This window comes from Okeania sp. SIO3I5 (assembly GCF_010672085.1).
Lineage (GTDB): Bacteria > Cyanobacteriota > Cyanobacteriia > Cyanobacteriales > Microcoleaceae > Trichodesmium.
This window is the reverse complement of the sequence record NZ_JAAHHT010000065.1, coordinates 1-24,008: the sequence shown is the minus strand read 5'-3', so window position 1 is coordinate 24,008 and position 24,008 is coordinate 1. Positions and strand designations below refer to the sequence as shown.

Genomic DNA, 24,008 nt, shown 5'->3' with positions numbered 1-24,008 from the left:
ATTATTGGCCATCGTGCAATAATGTTCAAAATTTACTCATACTGAAATTTCAGTATAATTAATATTGAGAAGTATTTAAGCTATAGGTCACGCTTTGTAGCTTACTATAATCGTATTTTGTCAGAAGCCCTCTACCTAGAGTGCTTTGGGTTTCCAAACTACAAATTTTTTTTTACATGAAGTAATAAGCGATTGACCTTGCTAATATCAGTGCTATTTCCTTCTATTCGACTGCGCTTTGGCTATGTTTTACTCTTGGCTTTTAGCCTAACTGCTTGTCTGAATAAACCTCAGCAGTTAGTTCGTCCCATATCACCATTGCCACAAGACCCCTTAATTAAATCTTACTTTAATCAATCCCAAGCTTCAAGTTACACTGAACCCCTACGTCAGCAAACCAGACTAGGAGACAATCTCGAAGAAATAATTGTTAATACTATTACTAATGCTACTTCTAGTGTAGATGTCGCAGTTCAAGAGTTACGTTTGCCAGCGATCGCTCAAGTTTTGGCCGAAAGATATCAAGCAGGGGTGAAAGTGCGAGTAATTATTGAAAATACCTACAATCGTCCCTGGGGAAGTTTAAGTCCATCTGAGGTTGATCGACTACCTGAACGGGAGCGCAATCGCTACAATGAGTTTATTCAGCTTGCTGATATTAACATGGATGGGGAGATTAGTCAAGATGAAATTAACCGTAGGGATGCTCTAATAATTTTAAGTAATGCAGGAGTTCCCTTGATTGATGATACTGCTGATGGTTCTAAGGGTAGCGGTCTGATGCACCATAAATTTTTAGTTGTGGATGGTGAAAGTATTATTGTCACGTCGGCTAATTTTACTACCAGTGGTATTCATGGGGATTTTTCAGAACCCCTGAGTCGAGGAAATGCTAATAATCTTTTAAAAATAGAAAGTTTGGAATTAGCTGAATTATTCACAGAAGAATTTAATATCTTATGGGGAGATGGTCCGGGAGGTAAACCAGATAGTAAATTTGGTGTGAAAAAACCATTCAGAAATACCAGGCAAGTATTAGTTGGTGATACAAAAGTTGCCGTACAATTTTCTCCTATTTCTAGTAGTCAATCTTGGCAAGAAAGTGTAAATGGTTTAATAAATCAAACATTAGAAAAAGCACAAACATCTATTAATTTATCCCTATTTGTATTTTCATCACAACCATTAGTTAATACCCTAGAAAATAAATCCCTACAAAGAGTCTTAATTCAAGGTTTAATTGACCCTAGTTTTGCCTATCGTTACTATAGTGAAGGATTAGATATGATGTGAATTGCTTTGGCAAATAAATGTAAATATGAAACTGATAATCGGACTTGGCAAAAACCGATATCTACAGTAGGCGTACCTAACTTACCCCCTGGCGATCGCCTCCATCACAAATTTGGAATTATTGATAATTCCATTGTAATTACTGGTTCTCAGAATTGGACGAAAGCAGCTAATCAGAACAACGATGAAACTTTATTAGTAATAGAAAATTCCACAGTAGCAGCTCATTTTGACCGTGAATTTCAAAGACTTTATCAAACAGCAACTATAGGTATACCATCCTGGTTGATCAAAAAAGTTGAGAAACAGCAAAAAGAGTGTGGCGAGCGATTAATAGAAACTGAAACTTTAGTAATAGATACTAACAAGAAAATTAATCTAAATACTGCCACTGCTAAAGAATTAGAAACACTGCCAGGCGTCGGACCTAAATTAGCAGAACGGATTATTCAAAAAAGAAAAAATCAACCTTTTACATCTTTAGCAGACCTCGATCAAGTATCTGGAATTGGACCTAAAATGTTAGAGAAATTAAGCGATCGGGTGACTTGGTAAATAGATCAGAGAAACCGGGTTTGTATAAGATGCCCCACCATACTAAAATTTACCTTCCATAAACCCGATTTATTGTAAAAATTATCAAGAGATCCGCGAACCAAGTTAAGCTCTTTTTGAACAGTTTTATCACTTGAAAACTAATATTAATGCTAATTCTTAATCTAACTATTCCACATTACAATAACCAATACAAAAAAGATGTCAATTGTTGAGAATAACCTGATCAGGACTTACGCAAAGAAACCCGGTTTCTAAGGTAAATCATTGTTTTTGACAATAAGCATCTACGAGAAACCGGGTTTCTGGGTTCGCATGGCTTTAGTCCTGCTGATATGTCCACCATTACCAAACTAACTTAATTCTCACCAATATACTTACTGCCTCAAATTTACCTGCAATCACCATTCATCCAGGCGCTAAATCATAGATTATAGCGCCTGGATGAATGGTGAGTATATAATTATGATTCGATGTCATAATTATATACAAATAATATGCTATAATAATAGTATAAAAATCCGCTACGCTGTTAATATTTAGTGTTAGAAAAAGGTCGAAAACAGTGAAAGCAAGATACAAATATCGCATCTACCCTAATCATGTCCAAATTAAAAAACTAAGTCAACTGTTTGGCTGTTGCAGATATGTTTGGAATCAATCATTAGCACATTGCAATCAACTGTATGCTAATGGTGTTAAAAAGCCAAGTAATTCAGAACTACAAAAACAATTCATAACACAAGCTAAGAGAGAACTGCTTTGGTTGAAATAAGTAGCGATTCACTCCATTACAGGAATCATTGAATGACTTAAATCAAGCTTATCAAAACTTTTTTCAAAGTTGCAAATGTAAACGAAAAGGAGTAGGGGCGAACGGCCGTTCGCCCCTAAAACCACCTCAATTTAAAAGTAGAAAGTCAAAGCAAACTGCTAGATTTGTAGGAGGTAATTACAAAATTGATCAAGATAAAATCTATCTACCAAAAGTAGGAAAAATCAAAATAGTTTGGTCAAGACCATTGCCTAGTAAACCTACTTCTGTAAGTATAATTAAAGATAGTGCAGACCGTCCTAGCATTGCTAGTTTTGTTGTAGAAACTTGTGCTGAATATCTACCTAAAACTGAAAGTTATATAGGTATAGATTTAGGTATCTCAACATTTGCTACATTGATCAATGGAGATAAAATTGAAGCTCCGAAGCCACTCAAACAGAACCTGAAAAAGTTAGCTAAATTTCAACGTAAATTTGCTAAGACCCAACCAGTAGTAACGTTTCGCGAAACCTCAGTACAGCGTCGTGAAAAACGTAGACTAAAAATAGCTAGACTCCATGCAAAAATAAAAGACATTAGAGCAGATTTTCTACATAAATTATCTACTGAAATAATTCGTAAAAACCAAACAATTGTTTTAGAAGTATGACAATGTTTCTGGGATGGTTAAAAAGCGGTGCGACCCCGCGTCGCCGACAGGCGCAAGGGAACGCGCACCAAGAGATCGCAAATTAGCTAAAGCAATTAGTGATTTATGATGGAGAACTTTTAGGACATTTTTAGAAGGAAAGGCTGAAAAGTATGGTAGAGAATTTAGAGTTATTGATAGATGGGAGCCAACCAGTCATGCATTGTAGTTGTTGTGGATTTAAAGGTGGTAAAAAAGAATTAGGCGTTAGGGAGTGGACGTGCTTAAATTGTGGTGCTTTCCATGATAGAGATATTAATGCAGCAATTAAGATTTTAAATACCCCAATAGTTGCAACTTTTGAAACTAAAATATTAGAAACACCTGTACAACTATCACTTTTTAGTGAAGTCGCGGGCGGACAGTCCGAGACATTAAACAAGACGAGGAGTAGCCTTCAATAATGGATAATGGATAATGGATAATGGGTAATTATTCATTACCTCTCGCTAAAAGGGAGAGGATTGATCAAGAAGGAAACAAATTTATTTTTTTCCCCTTTATTGGGGAGACTTTAAACCTGAATTATCTAATTGTTTAATTGTTTAATTGTTTCGGTAAAAAGCCAGCAAGCAGCAATGAGTCGTCTACCCGCCTTGAGTTCTTTCAGCGAGCGTCTGTTTGAATAGATAGGAATCCCGCGTTGTCTCCTAGAGCAACGTTGGGAGGATGTCAATCATAGTAAATTAGGGAAAATAAGAGTTAAAATATTATTGGGCTAATATATTAATTCTTAGGGCACAGCCATTTAGTGGCAAAAATTTGACTCATAAAAAAAATCTCCTCGATGGACTCACTGAATAAATTCTGCGATAAAACTCATGTCGGTTAAACAAAATCAATTTACAATTCAATTTTGGGGCGTAAGAGGCAGTATTGCTTGCCCAGGCACAGAAACAGTAAGATATGGAGGCAACACACCTTGTTTAGAAATGCGAGTTGGTGGACATCGCCTGATATTTGATGGTGGTACTGGCCTCCGAGTTCTAGGCCAATCTCTTCTGTCTCAAATGCCAATAGAGGCCCATCTGTTTTTCACTCACTCCCACTGGGACCACATTCAAGGTTTTCCCTTTTTTGTGCCTGCCTTTGTTAAAAGTAACCGTTTTTCTATATATGGGCTAGTTGCTCCTAATGGAGCTACTATTCAACAAAGACTTAATGACCAAATGCTCAACCCCAATTTTCCAGTACCTTTGCAAGTTATGGGGGCAGAACTCAAATTTTTCGATCTGGAAATAGGTCAGTCAATTAAAATTGATGATGTACTTATAGAAAATGCTTTGCTTAATCATCCAGGAGAAGCAATAGGATATCGTGTAAATTGGCATGGGTATTCTGCTGCTTATGTTTCTGACACCGAACATTTCCCAGATCGCCTTGACGAAAATGTTTTATTTTTGGCTCGTCAAGCAGATGTTTTAATCTACGACGCGACCTATACAGATGAAGAATATTACTCGGAAAAGTCTAGTAAAATAGGGTGGGGCCATTCAACTTGGCAGGAAGCTGTAAAAATTGCTAAGGCAGCTCAAGTCAAAAAATTGGTAATTTTTCACCATGATCCCCTGCATAATGATGACTTTTTAGATAAGGTGGGAGAGCAAGTGGCAGAGAAATTTCCTAATAGTTTAATGGCGAGAGAAGGTTTGTCAATTCAATTGATATCTCCTTCTAATGGTCAAGAAAAAAATTCAGAAGTAAATAGTGTAAAAGAAGTTAAAATTTCTGTTTAATTTTAATTTTGTTAGTAAACTAACAAAAAATTTAGAAAAAACAGATTAAATCTGGTAAAAGAAAAGATAACTAAATTAATAGAAATATAAGGTGTGTGGATAACTTCTTCTTTAGCTACTGCTCTAACTCCAACTGCAATTGCTTTGGGAAACTTTGATGGTTTACATCGAGGACATAGGCAAGTAATTAAACCGATTTTCAACTTAAAGGGTAGATCGAAGTTACTTTCTGTATGTCCATCAGAATTGGCAACAAGTTCAGAAGTAGATGAAGGCACAAAGGTGAAATTGTGGCCTCAAAATTTAAAACTATCATCATGGGATTCTGAAAATGAATTGAATAAAGATGATGATTACCAAAGGCAAAAAATTTATTCCACTGTTGTTACTTTTAATCCTCATCCCCAAGAATTTTTTAGTGGAAAACTCAAAAAATTGTTGGCTCCACTAGAAGAAAAATTAGCTCTTTTAAAACTTATTGGAGTTGAACAAGTAGTATTATTGCCATTTAATCAAGAGTTGGCAAATTTAACTCCCACTGAGTTTGTAGAAGAAATTTTAGTCAGACGCTTACAAGCACATCAAATAAGTGTAGGATATGATTTCTGTTTTGGACGAAAAAGAGCAGGAAAAGCCAAAGATTTAGAGGCGATCGCTGCTAACTATAATATAGATGTGACAACTGTACCTCTGTACACTTGTGAAAATGGAGAACGTATTAGCAGTTCTATAATTCGCGAAGCTTTAGAACAAGGAGACCTAAAGAAATCAAATCGTTTATTAGGTCGCCCCTACAGTTTAGTCGGTCAAGTAGTCCAGGGGCAACAATTAGGTAGAACTATAGGATTTCCTACAGCAAATCTTCAGTTACCACAACAAAAATTTTTGCCTCGTTTTGGGGTTTATGCTGTGGAAGTCTATATTTCTCAAGAAAAGCAACCTCAAGAAATATTGAGGAGCGATCGCTCCTACTTAGGGGTAATGAATGTTGGTTTTCGTCCCACATTAAATGGTTTACATCCATCTGTTGAAATTCACTTATTAGATTGGTCTCAAGATTTATATGGTCAAACTTTAACTGTAAATTTGATAGAGTTTTTGCGACCCGAACAAAAATTTGCTTCTCTAGATTTACTGAAAGCTCAAATACATGAAGATTGTATAATTGCTAGAAGTATACTTACAAATTAAACTATATAAGAGATTGAATGTATCAAGAAATATAAAAAAGAAGGGGGTTGCTGATGCGTGGGTATGATTTGTATTTTTTGGTAGTGACTCAACTATTACTATTGAATAACAAATATTTGAGATTGTTCAATTTTTATTTTCATACCTTGATTCAGCAACTCCAAAAGAAGATAGGGAATAGGCAAAAAAACAATTATTTTTATCCGAAAAATTAAGATATAAATCCTTTCCATTCATGGAGAAAAAAGCGGTAGAGGGATGGATGGGTTGCCTAACAATATCTAATCGACCAAGATCAGAAAAAAATTCCTTTGAGCAAAATCATCTTCTTGATAAGAAGAGTTCATTAATGGATAATGGATAATGATAATTACCTCTCCCTTTTAGGGAGAGGATTGGCTAAAAGGAAAAGATTTATTTTTTTCCCCTTAAAAGGGGAGGCTTTATACCTAAATTATTTAATTATTTAATTGTTTAATTATTAATTATTTCGGTAATTATTAATTATTAATTGTTAATTATTAATTGTTGAACATAACTTTAGAAGTATTAAGACTGAGACCTGCTAACTGTAGATCAATTTGAATAATTGTGCGATTTCAACCAGATTTAATTCAAGGAATGGGAATTAATCCTATTCCTTTTTAATTCTTAAATTCTCACAATTTGATTCATAGTTTTTCTGATAGGCACAGCGATCGCGATAGTATTTTAAGTATTATAGCAATCCTCTAATATATTTGTGTATAAAAATCTTACTGCTTTTCGGGAATAGGGAATAGGCAATGAGCAATAGGGAAAAATTTCAGAGTTTATTTCTAGTTTTTGAATTGTTACAACCTATTAGACATCTCCAGAAAATAAACTTGCCCTTTATTTATCATAAAATAGAGTTGTAAAATTTCCTGATAAAATCATTTTATGTACATTTTTACTGAAAATATCTTCCTTCCAGTTAAGTGTTCCCTGTTCCCTACTTTTCCAAAAAGTCTATATATTTTTTGGAGATGTCTATTTAGGATTGCTATATATGAAATCGGGTTTTATCAAAACCCCCAAAACTTCCTCCTAAAATTTAGTAAGGACGTTTATAGTTAATTTTTATTTATGGAAACTATTGAAGTGAATTTAATTTGGTACAATTGAAAATTCATTCTTTTGTCAACTAGATATATAGCAATCAGGAATGATTTATGAGATCTAGCAATCCTAAATAGGTTGTGACAAATCAAAAAGTACATAAAAAAACTGAAACTCCTACCTGTTCCCAGTTAAGTGTTCCCTGTTCCCTAAAAAGCAGTAAGATTTTTGACACGAATATGCGGAGGATTGCTATATCTAAGAACAATTAAGAGCAATCAAAATCTTTTTAGATTCTGACTCCTGACTCCTGACTTCTAATTACCACTAAAATCTCACAACTGAAATATGATTGCTATATAGCAATTCGCCCATTGATTGTGATAATTTTTATCATAGTTTATTTAAACTGAAAACCTTGAAAATTATGACTCCTGACTCCTATTAAATAGGATTGCTATAGTTCACCGAATAAATCTAAAAACATTACCAAAAAAAGGCTTTGAGCTTTTTCTTTCAAAAAAAAAGTATAATATTATAACCTTTGTCTATCTCAAAACAATAAAAGTAATTATTAGACTTCTTGCAGAAGTCAGGGAATAGGGAATAGGGAATGAAATTGTTGATTTCATATCTTGAATTGATTTCATTTTTGATTTTTGGAGATGTCTATTAGATACAGCAAATAATAATTTTATGAAAGAAAGTATTGAAAAGCTCAAACAAAATCTTAGTCAGACAATTGTTGGTAAAGAAGATGCCATCAAATTAGTATTAGTAGCACTACTTTCAGGGGGTCATGTTCTTTTAGAAGATGTTCCTGGTGTAGGTAAAACCTTACTAGCAAAATCTCTAGCTTATTCGATCGCTGGAAAATTTCAGCGTATTCAATGTACTCCTGACTTACTACCTACTGATATTACTGGTACTAATATTTGGAACCCCCGCAGTGGGGAATTTGAATTTTTACCAGGTCCGGTATTTGCAAACGTACTATTGACAGATGAAATTAATCGTGCAACACCTCGAACTCAGTCTGCTCTTTTGGAAGTGATGGAGGAAAAACAGGTTACCGTAGATGGGGTTTCACGTTCTGTTCCTAACCCATTTTTTGTCATCGCAACTCAGAACCCAATTGAGTATCAAGGGACATTTCCACTACCGGAAGCACAAATGGATCGTTTTACTTTATCTCTAACATTAGGCTATCCCACAGAGTCGGAAGAACTTCAGATGTTACAAAGAATCTCTCAAGGTTCAGGAGTCAGTACTCTAAAAGCTTGCATTACTTTGGAGGAAGTACAGGAGTTACGCCGTTTGTGCAACATGGTAAAAGTAGATGAGTCTTTGCAAAAGTATATTCTCAGATTGGTTAGAGCAACAAGGGAAGATGAAGAAATTACACTAGGTGTTAGTCCTCGTGGAACCGTTGCTTTACATCAAGCAACTCAAGCGTTAGGTTTTCTCTCAGGAAGAGATTATGCTATTCCTGATGACGTGAAGTTTCTTGTTCCTTATGTGCTTTCTCATCGTTTGATAACAGTAGGAGGAAAACGCGCTCAAACAATTGTGGAAAGATTACTGGGTTCTGTCACAGTTTCCTAGTTTGACTAGCTGTGAGAAATAATAGTACAGGAAAGCGAAAATGACTTGAGCTACTTAAGCTTACTCGTTTTTATCCCCGCTCTGAAAGACTATGCTTTACCCACATCTCTTAAATTGCTTGTAGGATAGGGAAAGGGGAAAGAGGGTGGAGAGGGGAGGTGAAGAAAAACCTGCCATTTCTCATTCAGTACAGAGGTGGCTAAAAGTGAATAACAGAATTTTGCCTTATCCTCTCCTCTCGCTCTTCTACTCTCCACACTCCCCACCCTGCACTTATAAGACTTATGGGTAAAGGATAGCTCTGAAAGAGACGGGGGTTTCAATTTCACTTTTCCGTAAATAGTAAATATGTGAAGTATTTAGCCTCAACTTAAAATCATGCTGGTGCCATTTCCTCTTCCAGATCCTCTTCTTCTTCTAAATCTAGATCCGCATCTGTATCTACTTGACGCAAATGAATATGTTTACGTCCCAAGGAAATTTCAAACTCATCTCCTTGCTTTAAATCCATTTGTTTAGTATAAGCTGCACCAATCAGTAAATTACCATTAGATTGTACGCTAATCCTATAACTAGCAGAACGTCCCCCACGTCCATTACCATTTTGTTTCCCATCCAATTTAATACCTTCAGCATCAATCAAAGCATTCAAAAATTTCATCATGTTAACTCGTTCAACACCATTTTTAGTAACGGTGTAGTAGCCACATTCTCTAGCTTTGTCTTCCTTAGTTTTGTTGCCTAAGTTCTTGACTTTTTCCAGTAATTCTTCCCCTTGTAAGGGTTCAGGATTTTTCTTTTTACCCATGTTTTCTATCCTATAACACTTAACTACAGTTATCAACTTTTGTCTGAGCTTGTTTAAGTTCCAAGAAACAATAGCTTGATATTTGCTTGTAAAACTATATTACACTAATTATGTCAAAAATTCACATATTTGATTAAATTTTTAAGACAATAATCTAATAATAGGGATTTATTAAATTCAGCAATCATCTATATAGTATGTAATATAAGCATTGAGTAATCAACTATCAACTATTAACCAGTTTAGTTGAGTGGCCATTTGATATAGTTGCAGCTATAAATTACTCTAGTCCCTTTTAATTAATAACAATAGAATGAAGTTAACTACTCGTGGACATTATAGTGTTAAGGCACTTTTAGATTTAAGCTTACAAAAAAGTAATACTCCAGTATCTGTCAAAGAAATAGCAGTACGTCAAGAGATACCTGTAGCCTATCTTGAAAAGTTACTAATAGAGATGCGTCGTGGAGGTTTAGTTATCTCATTTCGTGGCGCTCAAGGTGGATATCAATTAGCTAAATTACCAGCTCAAATATCTCTAGGACAAATACTAGAATCTGTTGGTGAAACAATCGAACCTTTGCCTCGATATGCTCCTGATACTAACCAGGCAGAAGACTGGGTTACTTATTGTATCTGGAATCGGCTACATAAAAAACTTTCTGAAACTCTTTACAATATTTCCCTAGAAGATTTATACTACGATGTCCGTAGTTGGCAAGCTATAGTAGGAGAAGAAACAAGTTTTGTTGTTTAGTTTTTGATAGTTTGACTATAAAGTTGTGCAAGTTAATCGGCATTTAGATGATTAACAATGATTATTGACTAAAACAAATTTATAATTCTTGAATTCCTGTGACTTATAACTATAGCTTCATTGTTGTTTTTATAGCTGCTTGCCTAGATTATTTAATCGGCGATCCTTGGAGTTGGCCACATCCTGTCAAGGTGATGGGTTGGATAATTACTCATTACACTCAACTGATTTTTCAACTCAGTAAATATCATAGAGAGAAGCTCCCTGGACTTATACTGAGATTGGCAGGTATTTTATTGGCAGTCGCTCTTGTTTTCGGTAGTGGAATTATCAGTTGGTTAATTGTTCAAGCTTTACGAATAAATTTTGTCCAATTTCCTTTATTAGTAGTAATATTAGAGAGTATTCTATTAGCTAGCTGTTTTGCTGGTAAAAGTTTAAATGTGGCAGCTAAAGACGTACTTCAACCTGTCATAAATGGTAATTTAATTGAAGCACGTCAAAAATTAAGTTTATATGTTGGTAGAGATACAGAAAATTTATCAATTTCAGAAATATTTCGTGCAGTTTTGGAAACAGTTACAGAAAATGCTACAGATGGGGTAATAGCACCATTATTTTATGCTTTAGTAGGAGCAATAATACCTAATGTAGGCAGTGTACCTTTGGCCTTTGCTTATAAAGCTGTTAGTACATTAGACTCAATGGTAGGCTACAAAGAAGCACCCTATACCGATCTAGGATGGTTTAGTGCCAAGTTAGAAGACGTTTTAACCTGGCTACCTTGTCGCTTAAATGTGCTGACTATAGCATTTCTCTCTGGCAAACCTCTATACGTTTGGAGAATATGTCAAAGAGATGCAGTGAAAGATCCAAGTCCTAATGCTGGTTGGAGTGAGTGTGCTTATGCTGCAACATTGGGAGTGCAAATGGGGGGTGTTAACTCTTACAAGGGGGTGGTTAAACATAAACCATTATTGGGAGAACCTACTCATCCAATTACAGCAGAAACTATCGATCGCGCATTGCAGTTAACTCGGTACTGCTTTTTGATCTGGTTGGGATTATCAGTTATCAGTTATTTATGGTGGGTGAATAAATAGATGTTTCTAGAAAATAGGGAACAGGGAACAGGGAATAGGGAACAGGGAATAGGGAGAAGTAATTGATAATTTCTGGATCGGAATTGGTTGGATTTTTAATTTTTGGAGATGTCTAATACCAGGTGCGATAAATGTTTGCTACTTACCTACTAGCGTGTCTAGGCTAAAGTTGTGGGTAAAACCTAACCCCCCAAACCCACAACTATCCCCCCTTGCCCCCCTTTGAAAGGGGGGAGGGAAGGGGGAGAAGAGTCGCCCTTCTCCTGCTCCGAGAGGGGTTGGGGGAGAGGTCTTAATTATTCTCAAATTTACCCACATTTTCAAGTTAGACGCGCTACTACTATATGCAATGCAAAAAGTCTATATCTTTTTCGGAGATGTCTAATGAGTAATACAGTAGAAATTTTATCAGCAGAGGAGTTACGACGTACTGTTACTCGTCTAGCTTCCCAAGTAATTGAAAAGTCAGGAGATTTATCTCAATTGGTGTTGTTAGGTATTCAGACTAGAGGAGCGCCACTAGCAGAAATTTTGGCAAATCAAATTGAATTACTCGAACAAGTTAAGGTACCTGTGGGAGCTTTGGATATTACTTTTTATCGGGATGACTTGGATCAAGTGGGAATGCGAACGCCAGCTAAAACAGAAATTCCTGTGGATATTACTGGTAAGATTGTGGTGTTGGTTGATGATGTGATTTATAAAGGTCGAACTGCGCGAGCTGCTTTGAATGCAGTTTTGGAGTATGGTCGCCCAGAAGTAATTAGATTGGTTGTTTTGGTGGATAGGGGGCATCGGGAATTGCCTATTCATCCAGATTTTACAGGTAAAAAATTACCTACTGCAAAGGAAGAGCAGGTGAAGGTTTATATGCAAGATATTGACGGGAGAGATGGGGTAGAGTTATTTCGGTAGATGGCAGGGATTAGGAGTTCCGAAGCGGGTGAACTATTTGATTTTAAGTTATTTGAGGAGGCGACTGTAGGTTTAAGGCGTCTTTTGCCACCTTTGGTTCCTTGTTGGCTACAAACTTGCAGGTACGACTCGTTTTAATTGTCTGACCATAACCCATAGCTTCCAATCGCCTGAAATCTTCTATTGCCTGATTTAGTGTCTTAGCATGACCACTCCTTTTGACATCTCTGGGAGTTATTGGCTGATTTTTCCTTAAAGCTAACTGGTAAATTTGTGACAACTTACTAGGCTCAGTGTTCTCCGTTCTAGCTAGGATAGCTCTAACTTGATCGAGCTGATATCTTATCCTATGTCCAGCAATCTGCATAGGTTTTTCGCTAATAGTCTCACTAGGAGTCTCACCATTTGCCACAGCCTCCAAAATGTGATACAGCAGTGCCCATCTCAGAATCTTACCGTCGGCTTTGTTGTACTGGTAAATCAAAGCTGGTTTAGTTTCTTCAAATTTCTTAAATTCAGCTGTATTGTGATATTTTTCAAAGATTGTGTAAGCTTCTGGGGTAAGGTGAAATTTAAAAGCTGGCAATTCATCTATTGCTTTGTAGATACTAATCAGTAATGGAGTAAGGTTTAAAGGTACGTCACTATCACTATCTTCATTCAAGTAATGAGGTCTTCTAATTAAGGTGGCTACATTGTACCGGGCAAACTTTCCAGTAGGATCTGCTTTTGAGATAATTTTCGACAAAAGATCTGGCTGAATACCTCCTAAAAGTGATAGATTAGCTGAACAACTGGGGTAGCGCTTGCCTCTTCTGTTCATTGATGGCAGATAACCGTTGTCACCTTCCAACAACTGTTGTGCCTCACCACCGTTACTACTGGTGTATTTACCACGACTATTAGCTTCTCTAGCTAGCTTGTCAAATAATCTTAAAATCTTGGGATTATCTTCTGCCATTGCTCTAAGTGCCTCTGGAGTATAGCCCCCTGTGATGTATTGTCTTTCCTTAGGTGGTGTAGGTTTGTCACCTCTATTTTTTTTGTCAGCAGTTTTCCACTTTGCCAAATCTCTCTTGTACTCTGATAAGAGAGCTTTGTATTTTTCTGTAGCTTCTTTTTGCATTATGAATAGAGGTTTGAAGACGATCGCATTTATTATGCGAAAATATTTTTCTGATCCTGGTTCCTCAACAATAGCTGAGAAGATAGTGGGGACTTCCTGATAATTTGAAGATTTTCTGCCTACTATCCTTGTTTCTGGGTGTATCATACTAGCCATAGTAGCTTCTAGGGTGACTAATACAGGTTCAGGATCGACTCCTAACTTTTGAGCAAATGTCAAAATAGGGTGTAGTTTTTTGGGTAAGATTTTGTCACAGGGTAAAGGCTGATTAGAGTTAATTATCTCTCCCAACTCTGCTATGTCATCCTCTAATTTTGCTTCTTGATTTGGATATTTGGCCATAAATTTAGGGGGCTTAAAATTGCTATTTTTACAATAACAATTAATTATATCATGGCTAACATTTTCGATTGGGATTTACTCAAAGCGATCGCCTCAACACAGAATAAGCAATTCAATAAGTACCTTAGTTGAGGTTGGTTTGAACTCAGCAAAACTGCGCCCCCAAATATAATATTTGGATGATTTTTGATGGCAGTTTCTCTTCAGTTTCTATCTCTGTAAATAGACATATCCAAAAAATATGTAGACTTTTTGTAAAAGTAGATAATATCAAATCCGCTGGGCAACGGAAGTGTTATAAGAAACCGGGGAAAGTGGGAAATAGATGTTATACACAGGACTTACGCTTTCCTAACCCAGAAACCGGGTTTTTTCCTCAATGTTGATTGTTAAAAACAAGGATTTCTCCTAAAAACCCGGTTTCTTTGCCTAAGTCCTGATACAGTGGGGAATTTAAAACAAAACGTGTTTCTGGCGGTATTAGATACTACCGGATTTGATATTATTGCTTACTGCCAGCATTTAATCCAGCAATGAAAATTGCTTTTTTTCTGCCTTGTCCTCCTTGTCCTCCTTGTCCTCCTTGTCCTCCTTGTCCTCCTTGTCCTCCTTGTCTTCCCTACTCCCTCTTTTTTGGTAAAAGATTAATTTGATTAACAGAATCTTCCCCTAATCTAATAGTCAAATCAGAACCAATTTCACCTGTAGAAGTAGGTTCAATCTGACCAAAACCTAAAGTATTTTGCACAAATTCTGCCGACTCTAAATAACCCCCTTGAACGATAACTTGAGTAAAACGTTGTTTTTCAAACCAGTCAGGTACTACATAAACATTGTAAAATCCTCGATCGCGCAAATACTGAGCAAATTTTGTCGCTGCTTGAGAATCACTAGAAGCATTTTGTACAGCTATTGTATTCTCGGTAGGCAAAATTTCATTTACCTCCATCGGATTATATATATTGTCATAATTAAACTTGTCTAATTTGACATCAAAATATTGTTCCAGAACGCGATCGCGACCATCCTCATCTATAACCCAATAACTAGCATAATCATTTGCTAAACTAGATTTTCCAGGCAACATTACCATTTTGAAATCCTCCCGCTCTAAGTCAAGACTAAAACCGATCAAAGCCAACATTTCCTGAAAACTTAAATCAGTATCAACATACTTCAGCATCACCCGAATAATTTGAGGCAACCGAGGTAACACTCCCATATTAGTAACGCGACTTTTTAGCGCTTTTAGCAAAACTTGTTGTCGTTGCACGCGACCAATATCGCCATAGACGTCTTCTCGGAAACGGGCAAATTGTTCTGCTTGTTCTCCATTGAGAATCTGCCAACCTGCTTGTAAATCTATGTTTAACTTTTGGGTATTGTCAACATAAGACATACGTTGAGGAACAAAAACTTCTACTCCACCTAGTTGTTCTACTAATTCTCGAAACGCTCCTTTGCTGACTCGCACATAACGGTCAATCTTAATATCATTGAGAGTATATTCTAAAACATTTTCTGCTAGTTGCGGACCCCCGTAAACATTGGCTTCATTAATTTTGGCAATACCTACTCCAGGAATTCGGACTTGAGTATCTCGTGGTATTGAGAGTAAACTAACAGTCTTATTTGTAGGATTAGCTTGTACTAATAGTAAAGTATCACTACGACCCTCAAATATATCTGGAGAATCTGCTGCGGCTCCTGGAACTTGGTCAATTCCCATAACTAGGATATTTATAGATCGTGAAAGTTGGTAAGGCAAGCGTTTACGCCACATAACATCTGCTGTAAATTCCTGGAGTAGTTGACTGATAAATTCTGGTTCAACGGGGGCAAACAAAGCAGTTATTGCTCCGAAAGAAGTAGTTATGGTTCCGCTCAAAAGTAATATAAATATCAAAAACCACCATTTAAACCAAAGAGGTCGGGAGTTAGTATTAGTAGAAGAGGTATTATTCATAAAAAATCCAAAAATAAAAATATAAATTCAAAATTCAGATGGTTGCTCAAACTAAGACGTCTTAGTTTAAGAGCGTATCTCCACAAAAATTTCACTACTATAGTTGGAAAATTTGGGAGAAACTGGCAAAAATAATCACTTTAGTAGGATAACTCGGGAGTTAGTATCAGGACTTACGCAGAACCACCATATATAGTAGGGGCGAATGGCATTCGCCCTCTACAGATAGCGTATCATGTCAACATTTGCGTAAGTCCTGAGTATATAGCGCTACGCGCTAGGGAATAGGGAATAGGGAATAGGGAATAGTGAACTGTCAAAGGCTTTTCCTGCGGAATGCTACGCAAACAGGATTTAGAAATGTCCTAACCTTAATGCGTAGTGCTATAATAGACATCTGGTGATAATCAAAAAAAAATTAATTATCGTGTATAAATCATCAATTCTTTTCCCCTACTCCCGTACGGGCGATTCGCGAATCGCCCCTACTCCCTCTTTTTCGGAGAAGTCTAATAAGTTTTATTCATAAATAGGGCTTGCTGATTAAATCTAAAAGCATTGATAGATAAAAGTTTTAGTCTTTTTAAGTCTTGAAAAAGTACAAGATTTTTATTCTAAAGAGCTGCATAAAGTTAGGATGAAAGGGTTGACAAAGGCCGAAAAATCAAGTGATAATTCTTCCTCCTGTCTCCTCTAAATTCCCCATTCCTCCTGACTCCTGACTCCTGACTCCTGAGGACTACCCTCATCCATAAGACTTTTTCAGCAAACCCTAAATAATTCCAAAATCAAAATCTAAATTCAAAATTCTGACGATTACTCAAACTAAGACGTCTTAGTTTAATACCATTTCTCGACAAAAATTTCGCTACTATAGTTCAGTTCAAAAATTTGGCAGAAACTGGCAATGAGAACTTAATATGGAATAATCTAAGTCTATTGAGTAATCTAGAATCCGATGATACCTGTTATTCTTGCTGGTGGTAAAGGAGAACGTTTTTGGCCTCTGAGTCGTAAGCATCGACCTAAACAGTTTCTCTCTCTGGACGGTAGTGGTAAAAGTTTATTACAAGCAACAGCAGACAGATTACTCCCATTATCTAATGGTTGGGATGGTTTATGGGTTGTAACTTCGGCAATGTTGGCCGAAGGTGTGGGACAACAGTTACCCCAGATGCCAAAAGAAAATATTTTGGCAGAACCGGAAGGAAGGGATACTGCCCCTGCTGTTGCCTGGACAGCAATAGAAACGGCACGCCGTTATGGGGAAGATGCACTTGTCGGATTTTTTCCGGCTGACCATTGGATCGGTGAGCCAGAAGTATTCCAGAAGACTCTGGAGGCCGCAGCCGAATTGGCTACGAACCAGGAGGCTATTGTCACCCTAGGTGTGAAGCCCTCTTTTCCTTCTACTGGCTATGGATACATTGAACAGGGAAAAGAGGCAGGAAATTTTGGTGGATTTGATGCTTATCAGGTGGCACGGTTTACGGAAAAGCCTAACCGAGAGAAGGCTGAGGAGTTTCTGGCAACAGGACGCTTTAGTTGGAATGGGGGTATTTTTGTATTTAGGGTGGGGGTAATGTTGGCTGAGTTACGAAAGTATGTGCCGACTATGATGACTGTTTTGGAGGCGATGGGTGCTGGGGGTTATTCTCAGTTGGAGAAGAATAGTATTGATTATGCGGTGATGGAGAGGACTGAGAAAGCTTTTGTGTTACCTGTGGCTTTTGGTTGGGATGATTTGGGCGACTGGAATGCTTTGGAACGTTTGGTTAAGGGGGATAGTGTGAATGTGGAGTTGGCTAATCATTTGGGGTTGGATACTGAGGGGTCGATTTTTTATTCGTCTAGCGATGATGATGCTATTGTAACTATTGGTTTGGAGGATGTGGTTGTTGTTAGGGATGGGAATGTGACTTTGATTGTGAAAAAGGAGCGATCGCAGGAGATTAAGAAGGTATTGAAGAGTTTGGCAGATCATCCTAAGTTTAAGGATTTATTGTAGGAAGAAGGAGTCAGGAGTCAGGAGTCAGGAGTCAGGAGGAATAGGAGATTTAAAGGAGTAGGAAGAAAGAAGAGGGAAGGAGGAAGGAGGAAGGAGGAAGGAGGAAGGAGGAAGAAGAAGGGAATAATTGTAGTTGTAGTAGACTGTTTCATCTTAAATGTTGCAATAGATGTAGGTTGGGTTGAGGGACCTAAACCCAACAACAGTCTTTCTCCCCTACTCCCCCACTCCCGTACAGACGTTGCATAACAAAAATGCGAACGTCCCTACCCTACTCCCTAATGCACAGTTTTAGCTGAAACAGTCCAGTAGGTTGGGTTAAGCGACAGCGCAACCCAACAAAACTTGTATGGCAGTACGTTTTTTAGCTACAGTTGTTTTCATTTTGGTAGATCACAGTAGGTAGGGAGGTTCCATGGAACCTCCCTACAATATTTTGCTTGTTTTGAAAAGCGCTATAATACCATTTTAAAAAAAGAATGTTACGAATAATAGAGGCAATAAAAAGATTTTATAGGAGATATCCCTTTGACAAAAAAGGTGATTTAAGACCTAAAAAACGGTATTTATACCATTCATTCTGACTCCTGACTCCTGACTCCTGACTCCTAAAAAATTCCCTAGCTATTTGTAGCAAACATTTATCAAATTGGTATAAGAGAATAAATTTTGGTTGAAAAAAACATCACAATATTAACAGTAGGATATGGCTTTGTTGTAATAGCCATATAAAATCTGTTCCGCTTTTCGGTTGCCAGATTCGACATGAAAGGTCAACCTAGTGGCAGCTATATCACCCTCTTTCTATAGATTGATGTTTTGTTCATTTGTTGGCTAATAGTTAAATGGCTCAAAGCCTTTACAGATATAAGTTTCAGCCTTTTTTTATCAAAAAAACCTAAGATGTTTGATTTATTTACAGCGCTTTTCAAATTAATGAACCACACTGTCACAACCAAAACCGAGTAGGGACGTTCCATGGAACGTCCCTACTGTGGTCTACTGAAATGAAAACCGCTGTATTGGACAATAGTTGTAGAAGTATGAAGTACATGGATCTTGGATCTTGTGCGGTAGCTATATGCTTTCATACAACAAAGCCGTAGGATATCCTAACTTTAGTGCGTTGTGCTATATATGTTGGGTTTCGTTGCCTCAACCTCTTAACGAAGTCAGAAGTCAGAAGTCAGAAGTCAGAAGCGGTTTTTGTAACGGGGATTAGAGCAAGGCTCCAAAAACATTTCGCCGATAAAGGCGGGGCTTTAAACCCAATTATTTTAGTAAGGACGCTCTTATGCAACGTCCCTACATTGGGGTTAATTAATGTTACTTGATATTATAAATCTGACTAGCATTGCCTTGTAAAATCTCCACAGCTATTTCCTCAGCTTCCTTAATAGTTAAATCTCCATCTTTCACTGATTCATCTAACACTTCTCCCAAAATTTTTCGCCCCCATTTCGCACCTAAATAATATAAATCAGGAATCAAATGTGCATCGGAAGAATACATTAATTTACTAATAGGTGCTAATTCCATTAATTGCCTGATTACAGATACCATTCCCGCTACACTTAAGGAAGGTATTACTAGCCCAAAACTTATATAAACATTAGGATAAACTGATGCTAAATAACCAGCTTCACGGGTATAAGGATAGGAAGTGTGTAATAAAACAATGGGAGCATTATGAAAGCGATTATCTTCTAATAAAAACCGTAAATGTAGAGGATTTGATAAACGTAAATCTAAATCTGGGTCGCCAAATCCTGTGTGAAATTGTATCGGTATTTTATGTTTGGCAGCTACTTCTAATGTCTGGATTATTAAAAAGTCAATTAAAGATTTATCATTCAGACGTGGTGGTTTTTCTCCTGTTGTTTTTTTAATAGTATTAAATTGAGATTTTGCTACTTCTACTGTTACAGGTTGAATTTCTAAACCTGTACGATAAGCTGCAATACTTTTAAAACCAACTACTTCTGGCGGTGGAGGATCAATTTCTGCTCTAAATCTTTCCCAAAATTCGGCAAAACTATTTACTTGAGGAATAAGATTTTGGGCGAGGTTTTCTATTCTTAATAATCGCCGTACACCTACAAATTGTTGATGCCATTGCCAAGGTAATATTTCCTCTGGGAGAAAACCATCATCTAATAAAATTGTGTCAAGATTAGCTGCTTTAAAACAAATTTTGGTGAAATTTTCTAAGCCTAAATTATTTCGTTTTGCTAATATTTCTGACTCTTGTGGTTCACATTTTAATAAGTCTGCCATATCCCGTAAACTTCGACGATAAAATAGGGTATGACGGGCATGATAATTAATAATATCGGGATGATTAGCTTGGGTAAAAGCAGCAGCATAAGGATAACGAGCGATCGCTTCTGCTTGTAATAAGTTATGAGCGTGTTGATCAATAGCAGGTATATTTGAAAGTTCCATGATATATAATTAGGGTTTGCGTATGGAAAGTATTTTTGTGGAGGTAGGGAGTAGGGAGTAATGAGTAAGGAGTAATGAGTAATGAGTAATGAGTAATGAGTAAGGAGTAATGAGTAAGGAGTAATGAGTAAGGAGTAATGAGTAAGGAGTAATGAGTAAGGAGTAATGAGTAAGGAGTAAGGAGTAATGAGTAAGGAGTAAGGAGTAAGGAGTAATGAGGTAGGGACGTTAGCATTAATGCTCAAGCAACGTCCGTACGGAGTCAGTATGATTGTGGTTTATTGATCATTAAACCGCTGTAAGAGTCAGAAGGAATAAGAGTTAGATCAAATCCGCTGGGCAACGGAAGTGATATAATTCTACCATCAGAAAAGAGCGAAAACTCCTAGTTTGTAGAGGGTCTGGAGACCAAACCCCCACGGTCTTCAATTCTACCGATACTACTGGATTTGATATTATAAACCATCTGTAGGGGCGAATGCCATTCGCCCTAACTAGGTATGATGGTTCTGCGTAATTCCTGATTTGAAAGAAAATTAAGGGAATAAATCCGGTTTCTTGGTTGGTTTGCCTAAGTCCTGACGAAATTATAGACCATCTGTAGGGGCGAATGGCATTCGCCCTAACTAGATATGATGGTTCTGCGTAATTCCTGATTTGAAAGAAAATTAAGGGAATAAACCCGGTTTCTTGGTTGGGATTGCCTAAGTCCTGACGAAATTATAGACCATCTGTAGGGGCGAATGGCATTCGCCCTAACTAGATATGATGGTTCTGCGTAATTCCTAATTTGAAAGAAAATTAAGGGAATAAATCCGGTTTCTTGGTTGGGATTGCCTAAGTCCTGACGAAATTATAGACCATCTGTAGGGGCGAATGGTATTCGCCCTAACTAGATATGATGATTCTGCGTAATTCCTGATTTGAAAGAAAATTAAGGGAATAAACCCGGTTTCTTGGTTGGGATTGCCTAAGTCCTGACGAAATTATAGACCATCTGTAGGGGCGAATGGTATTCGCCCTAACTAGATATGATGATTCTGCGTAATTCCTGATTTGAAAGAAAATTAAGGGAATAAACCCGGTTTCTTGGTTGGGATTGCCTAAGTCCTGACGAAATTATAAACCATCTGTAGGGGCGAATGGCATTCGCCCTAACTAGATATGATGGTTCTGCGTAATTCCTAATTTGAAAGAAAATTAAGGGAATAAACCCGGTTTCTTGGTTGGGATTGCCTAAGTCCTGACGAAATTATAAACCATCTGTAGGGGCGAATGGCATTCGCCCTGACTAGATATGATAGTTCCGCGTAATTCCTGATTTGAAAGAAAATTAAGGGAATAAATCCGGTTTCTTGGTTGGTTTGCCTAAGTCCTGATATGGCAAAGTTCAATATCTAGACAACAAAATCTTAACTTCCTCCTCTATCTCCATATCTTTCATCGCCTCCCATTCAGCTTGACGAACAGCAATAAATGCTTGAGCTAACTCAGCTCCCAAAGCATTTTTCAGTACATCATTATTATTCAGGTGAGCGATCGCTTCTGCCAAGGAACTAGGCAAAGCATCTATTCCTCGCACCTCCCTTTCTGTAGGAATCATATTTCCCGGATCGACTCTCACCGGTTCCCCAAGATCAAGACCTCGGTTAACCCCATCCAAACCAGCCACTATGACACTTCCCAAAGCTAAATAAGGATTAGCAGAAGCATCAGATGTTTTCAATTCAAAATGAGTGGGAGACGGTGGAGCAAAATTACTCGGTACCCTAACAGCAGCTTCTCGGTTATCTAAACCCCAAGTACGAAAAGCACCACTCCAGAAATGAGGACGGATGCGACGATAAGAATTAACACTCGGAGTTGTCAGCGCCATCAAAGCAGGCAAATGTTCGAGAATACCTGCAATGAAACTCTGAGAAGTTTTGGAGAGTCCCCCTATTCCATCTGAGTCAGGAACAATATTTTGTTCTCCTTCCCACAGACTTAGATGTAAGTGGCAACCATTACCTGCTTGATCGGCAAAAATTTTTGGCATAAAAGAGGCAGTAAGTCCATGTTTGAGAGCTACTCCTCGGACTGTTTCCCGAAAACTTATTTGTCTATCGGCAGCTTGCAAAGCGTCGGTATAGCGGATGGAAATTTCGTTTTGACCAGGACCTGACTCTGGATGATATCTTTCTACTTGCATTTTTTGGGCGATGAGACAGTCAGTAATATCGTCAATGACAGGACGGTTAATATCCATCCCCAAGGTTGAGGCAAAAACTGTATCATCTGTGGGAGCAATACCATCAGGAGTAGATTTCAAGAGATAGAATTCATTTTCAAAGGCAGCTTTTATTTGTAAACCTGCTTTTTCGGCAGAGGCGATCGCTTGTTTGAGAAATCTACGGGGACACAAAGACCAGGGAGTGCCATCTTTAAATATATCGCTAACTACACTGGCGTGAGTAGGAGCGTAGGGTAATGTACGGAGGGTAGACCAGTCAGGAACTAACCAAGCTTCTCCTACTGGAGTGAGACCTGTTTCGGGAATTACCGCATCATACATGACTGGTAGTGCTTGTTGAGCAACTGTGATGCTGACTCCTGTATGGAAGTGTTCTGGTAATAGATCAATATGGAATGCTTTGGAGCGGATGATGTTGGCGTTGTCACAGAAAAGGACACGGACGAATTTTATACCGCTTTCTTTTAGATGTTTGAAAATGTCTTCTTGTAGATTTTGGTTTTTGTCGTTCATGTTTTTAAAGAAGGCAATAGGGAATAGTAGGTTGGGTTAAGCGACAGCGCAACCCAACAAAAAGCTGAATATTAAACTGTTACTAATAGACTTTTCCAAAAATGCTAATTGTTAGAAAAGCAGAGTAAGAGTTTAAGAACCTTTTCTGGAGATGTCTAATATAATGAACTAAGTTTAAGATTTAGTTATAATAATATTAGGAATTATACAGAGACCATATAAACTATAACATTATAATAGTTTTTGAGTAAGTCCTAAATATAATATTCTTTCTTATTATATACTAAATTTGTTGAGGTTTGTTATGAGCAAGAAAGAACCTTGGAATGAAAAGTGGGAATTTATTGAAAGAATAGGTAAAGGTGGTGAGGTGCATCTCAATTTTGAATAAAGCTAAAAATTTATCACTTTTAGCAAATGGGGAATAGGAATATAGGGAATATAAAAAAAGTATTTTTGCCAATATGAGATGCACCCTGCCTCCCCTCAACTTTTTGCCATTTTTCTGAGGAGATGAAAATTTTACTTACCTATATAGTTAGTCGAAAATTTCTCAGAGACTTTTCTAAAATATCTGCTCTTTATAGAGGAAAGTAGAAATTTTCTGAAGTGGAGCGCTCGCCTCTTGTCTCCCCTCAACTTTTTGCCATTTTTCTGAGGAGATGAAAATTTCACTTACCTATATAGTTAGTCGAAAATTTCTCAGAGATTTTTCTAAAATATCTGCTCTTTATAGAGGAAATTAGAAATTTTCTGAAGTGGAGCGCTCGCCTCTTGTCTCCCCTCAACTTTTTGCCATTTTTCTGAGGAGATGAAAATTTCACTTACCTATATAGTTAGTCGAAAATTTCTCAGAGATTTTTCTA

Annotated in this window: 17 protein-coding genes and 1 pseudogene; 13 read left to right on the top strand and 5 right to left on the bottom strand. The window is 37.3% G+C overall.

Annotation, left to right across the window (positions count from 1 at the left end; genetic code table 11):
• Window positions 1-210 precede the first annotated feature (210 nt).
• From F6K40_RS41370 to F6K40_RS16540, 9 genes and pseudogenes are all read left to right on the top strand, one after another.
• Entirely contained in the window at window positions 211-1,293 is a 1,083-nt protein-coding gene (locus F6K40_RS41370; RefSeq protein WP_375340576.1) for a phospholipase D-like domain-containing protein, read from the top strand.
• Window positions 1,294-1,299: 6 nt separating this feature from the next.
• The gene (locus tag F6K40_RS41365; protein WP_375340575.1) at window positions 1,300-1,848 is read left to right on the top strand and encodes a DUF655 domain-containing protein; all 549 of its coding nucleotides are present in this window, start codon (window positions 1,300-1,302) and stop codon (window positions 1,846-1,848) included.
• Window positions 1,849-2,413: 565 nt separating this feature from the next.
• On the top strand, window positions 2,414-2,623 hold the full coding sequence (locus tag F6K40_RS16565; protein WP_293137691.1) for a helix-turn-helix domain-containing protein: 210 nt from the start codon (window positions 2,414-2,416) through the stop codon (window positions 2,621-2,623).
• 28 nt (window positions 2,624-2,651) lie between these two features.
• Window positions 2,652-3,275, top strand: coding sequence for an RNA-guided endonuclease InsQ/TnpB family protein (locus tag F6K40_RS16560; protein WP_293137689.1), 624 nt, complete (start codon window positions 2,652-2,654; stop codon window positions 3,273-3,275).
• A gap of 148 nt (window positions 3,276-3,423) precedes the next feature.
• A pseudogene (locus F6K40_RS41600) lies at window positions 3,424-3,483 on the top strand (hypothetical protein); the annotation flags it as partial.
• Window positions 3,473-3,718, top strand: a complete 246-nt coding sequence (locus F6K40_RS16555; protein ID WP_483143772.1) for a zinc ribbon domain-containing protein — start codon at window positions 3,473-3,475, stop codon at window positions 3,716-3,718. The pseudogene F6K40_RS41600 and the gene F6K40_RS16555, both read left to right, overlap by 11 nt.
• Before the next feature lie 417 nt (window positions 3,719-4,135).
• Window positions 4,136-5,050 carry an MBL fold metallo-hydrolase gene (locus F6K40_RS16550; RefSeq protein WP_293137685.1) on the top strand — a complete coding sequence of 305 codons (915 nt, stop codon included), beginning with the start codon at window positions 4,136-4,138 and terminating at the stop codon, window positions 5,048-5,050.
• A 93-nt stretch (window positions 5,051-5,143) separates the two neighbouring features.
• Window positions 5,144-6,241, top strand: coding sequence for a bifunctional riboflavin kinase/FAD synthetase (locus tag F6K40_RS16545; protein ID WP_293137683.1), 1,098 nt, complete (start codon window positions 5,144-5,146; stop codon window positions 6,239-6,241).
• Between the two features lie 1,776 nt (window positions 6,242-8,017).
• Window positions 8,018-8,926, top strand: a complete 909-nt coding sequence (locus tag F6K40_RS16540) for an AAA family ATPase (protein WP_293137681.1) — start codon at window positions 8,018-8,020, stop codon at window positions 8,924-8,926.
• 376 nt (window positions 8,927-9,302) lie between these two features.
• Here F6K40_RS16540 and F6K40_RS16535 read toward each other — a convergent pair whose 3' ends face one another.
• A complete protein-coding gene (locus F6K40_RS16535) occupies window positions 9,303-9,734 on the bottom strand; it encodes an AbrB family transcriptional regulator (RefSeq protein WP_293137679.1) in 432 nt (143 codons plus the stop codon).
• Between the two features lie 313 nt (window positions 9,735-10,047).
• Between F6K40_RS16535 and F6K40_RS16530 the strand changes: the two genes are divergently transcribed.
• The 3 genes from F6K40_RS16530 to pyrR all read left to right on the top strand — a co-directional run bounded on the left by F6K40_RS16530 (window position 10,048) and on the right by pyrR (window position 12,509).
• Window positions 10,048-10,491: an Rrf2 family transcriptional regulator gene (locus F6K40_RS16530; RefSeq protein WP_293137677.1), complete on the top strand. Its 444-nt coding sequence runs from the start codon at window positions 10,048-10,050 to the stop codon at window positions 10,489-10,491.
• A gap of 98 nt (window positions 10,492-10,589) precedes the next feature.
• Entirely contained in the window at window positions 10,590-11,594 is a 1,005-nt protein-coding gene (cbiB, locus tag F6K40_RS16525) for an adenosylcobinamide-phosphate synthase CbiB (RefSeq protein ID WP_293137675.1), read from the top strand.
• A gap of 384 nt (window positions 11,595-11,978) precedes the next feature.
• Window positions 11,979-12,509 carry a bifunctional pyr operon transcriptional regulator/uracil phosphoribosyltransferase PyrR gene (pyrR, locus tag F6K40_RS16520; protein ID WP_293137673.1) on the top strand — a complete coding sequence of 177 codons (531 nt, stop codon included), beginning with the start codon at window positions 11,979-11,981 and terminating at the stop codon, window positions 12,507-12,509.
• A gap of 43 nt (window positions 12,510-12,552) precedes the next feature.
• Here pyrR and F6K40_RS16515 read toward each other — a convergent pair whose 3' ends face one another.
• Entirely contained in the window at window positions 12,553-13,977 is a 1,425-nt protein-coding gene (locus F6K40_RS16515; RefSeq protein ID WP_293137671.1) for a DUF3987 domain-containing protein, read from the bottom strand.
• A 619-nt stretch (window positions 13,978-14,596) separates the two neighbouring features.
• Window positions 14,597-15,943, bottom strand: coding sequence for an LCP family protein (locus F6K40_RS16510; protein ID WP_293137669.1), 1,347 nt, complete (start codon window positions 15,941-15,943; stop codon window positions 14,597-14,599).
• A gap of 958 nt (window positions 15,944-16,901) precedes the next feature.
• Here F6K40_RS16510 and F6K40_RS16505 point away from each other — a divergent pair.
• On the top strand, window positions 16,902-17,951 hold the full coding sequence (locus F6K40_RS16505; RefSeq protein WP_293137667.1) for a mannose-1-phosphate guanylyltransferase: 1,050 nt from the start codon (window positions 16,902-16,904) through the stop codon (window positions 17,949-17,951).
• Between the two features lie 1,326 nt (window positions 17,952-19,277).
• On the opposite strand, the gene F6K40_RS16500 is transcribed toward F6K40_RS16505, so the two are convergent.
• Together F6K40_RS16500 and F6K40_RS16495 are read right to left on the bottom strand one after the other, a co-directional pair.
• On the bottom strand, window positions 19,278-20,396 hold the full coding sequence (locus F6K40_RS16500) for an amidohydrolase family protein (RefSeq protein WP_293137665.1): 1,119 nt from the start codon (window positions 20,394-20,396) through the stop codon (window positions 19,278-19,280).
• A gap of 1,390 nt (window positions 20,397-21,786) precedes the next feature.
• Window positions 21,787-23,142, bottom strand: coding sequence for a glutamine synthetase family protein (locus F6K40_RS16495; RefSeq protein WP_293137663.1), 1,356 nt, complete (start codon window positions 23,140-23,142; stop codon window positions 21,787-21,789).
• Between the last annotated feature and the right edge of the window lie 866 nt (window positions 23,143-24,008).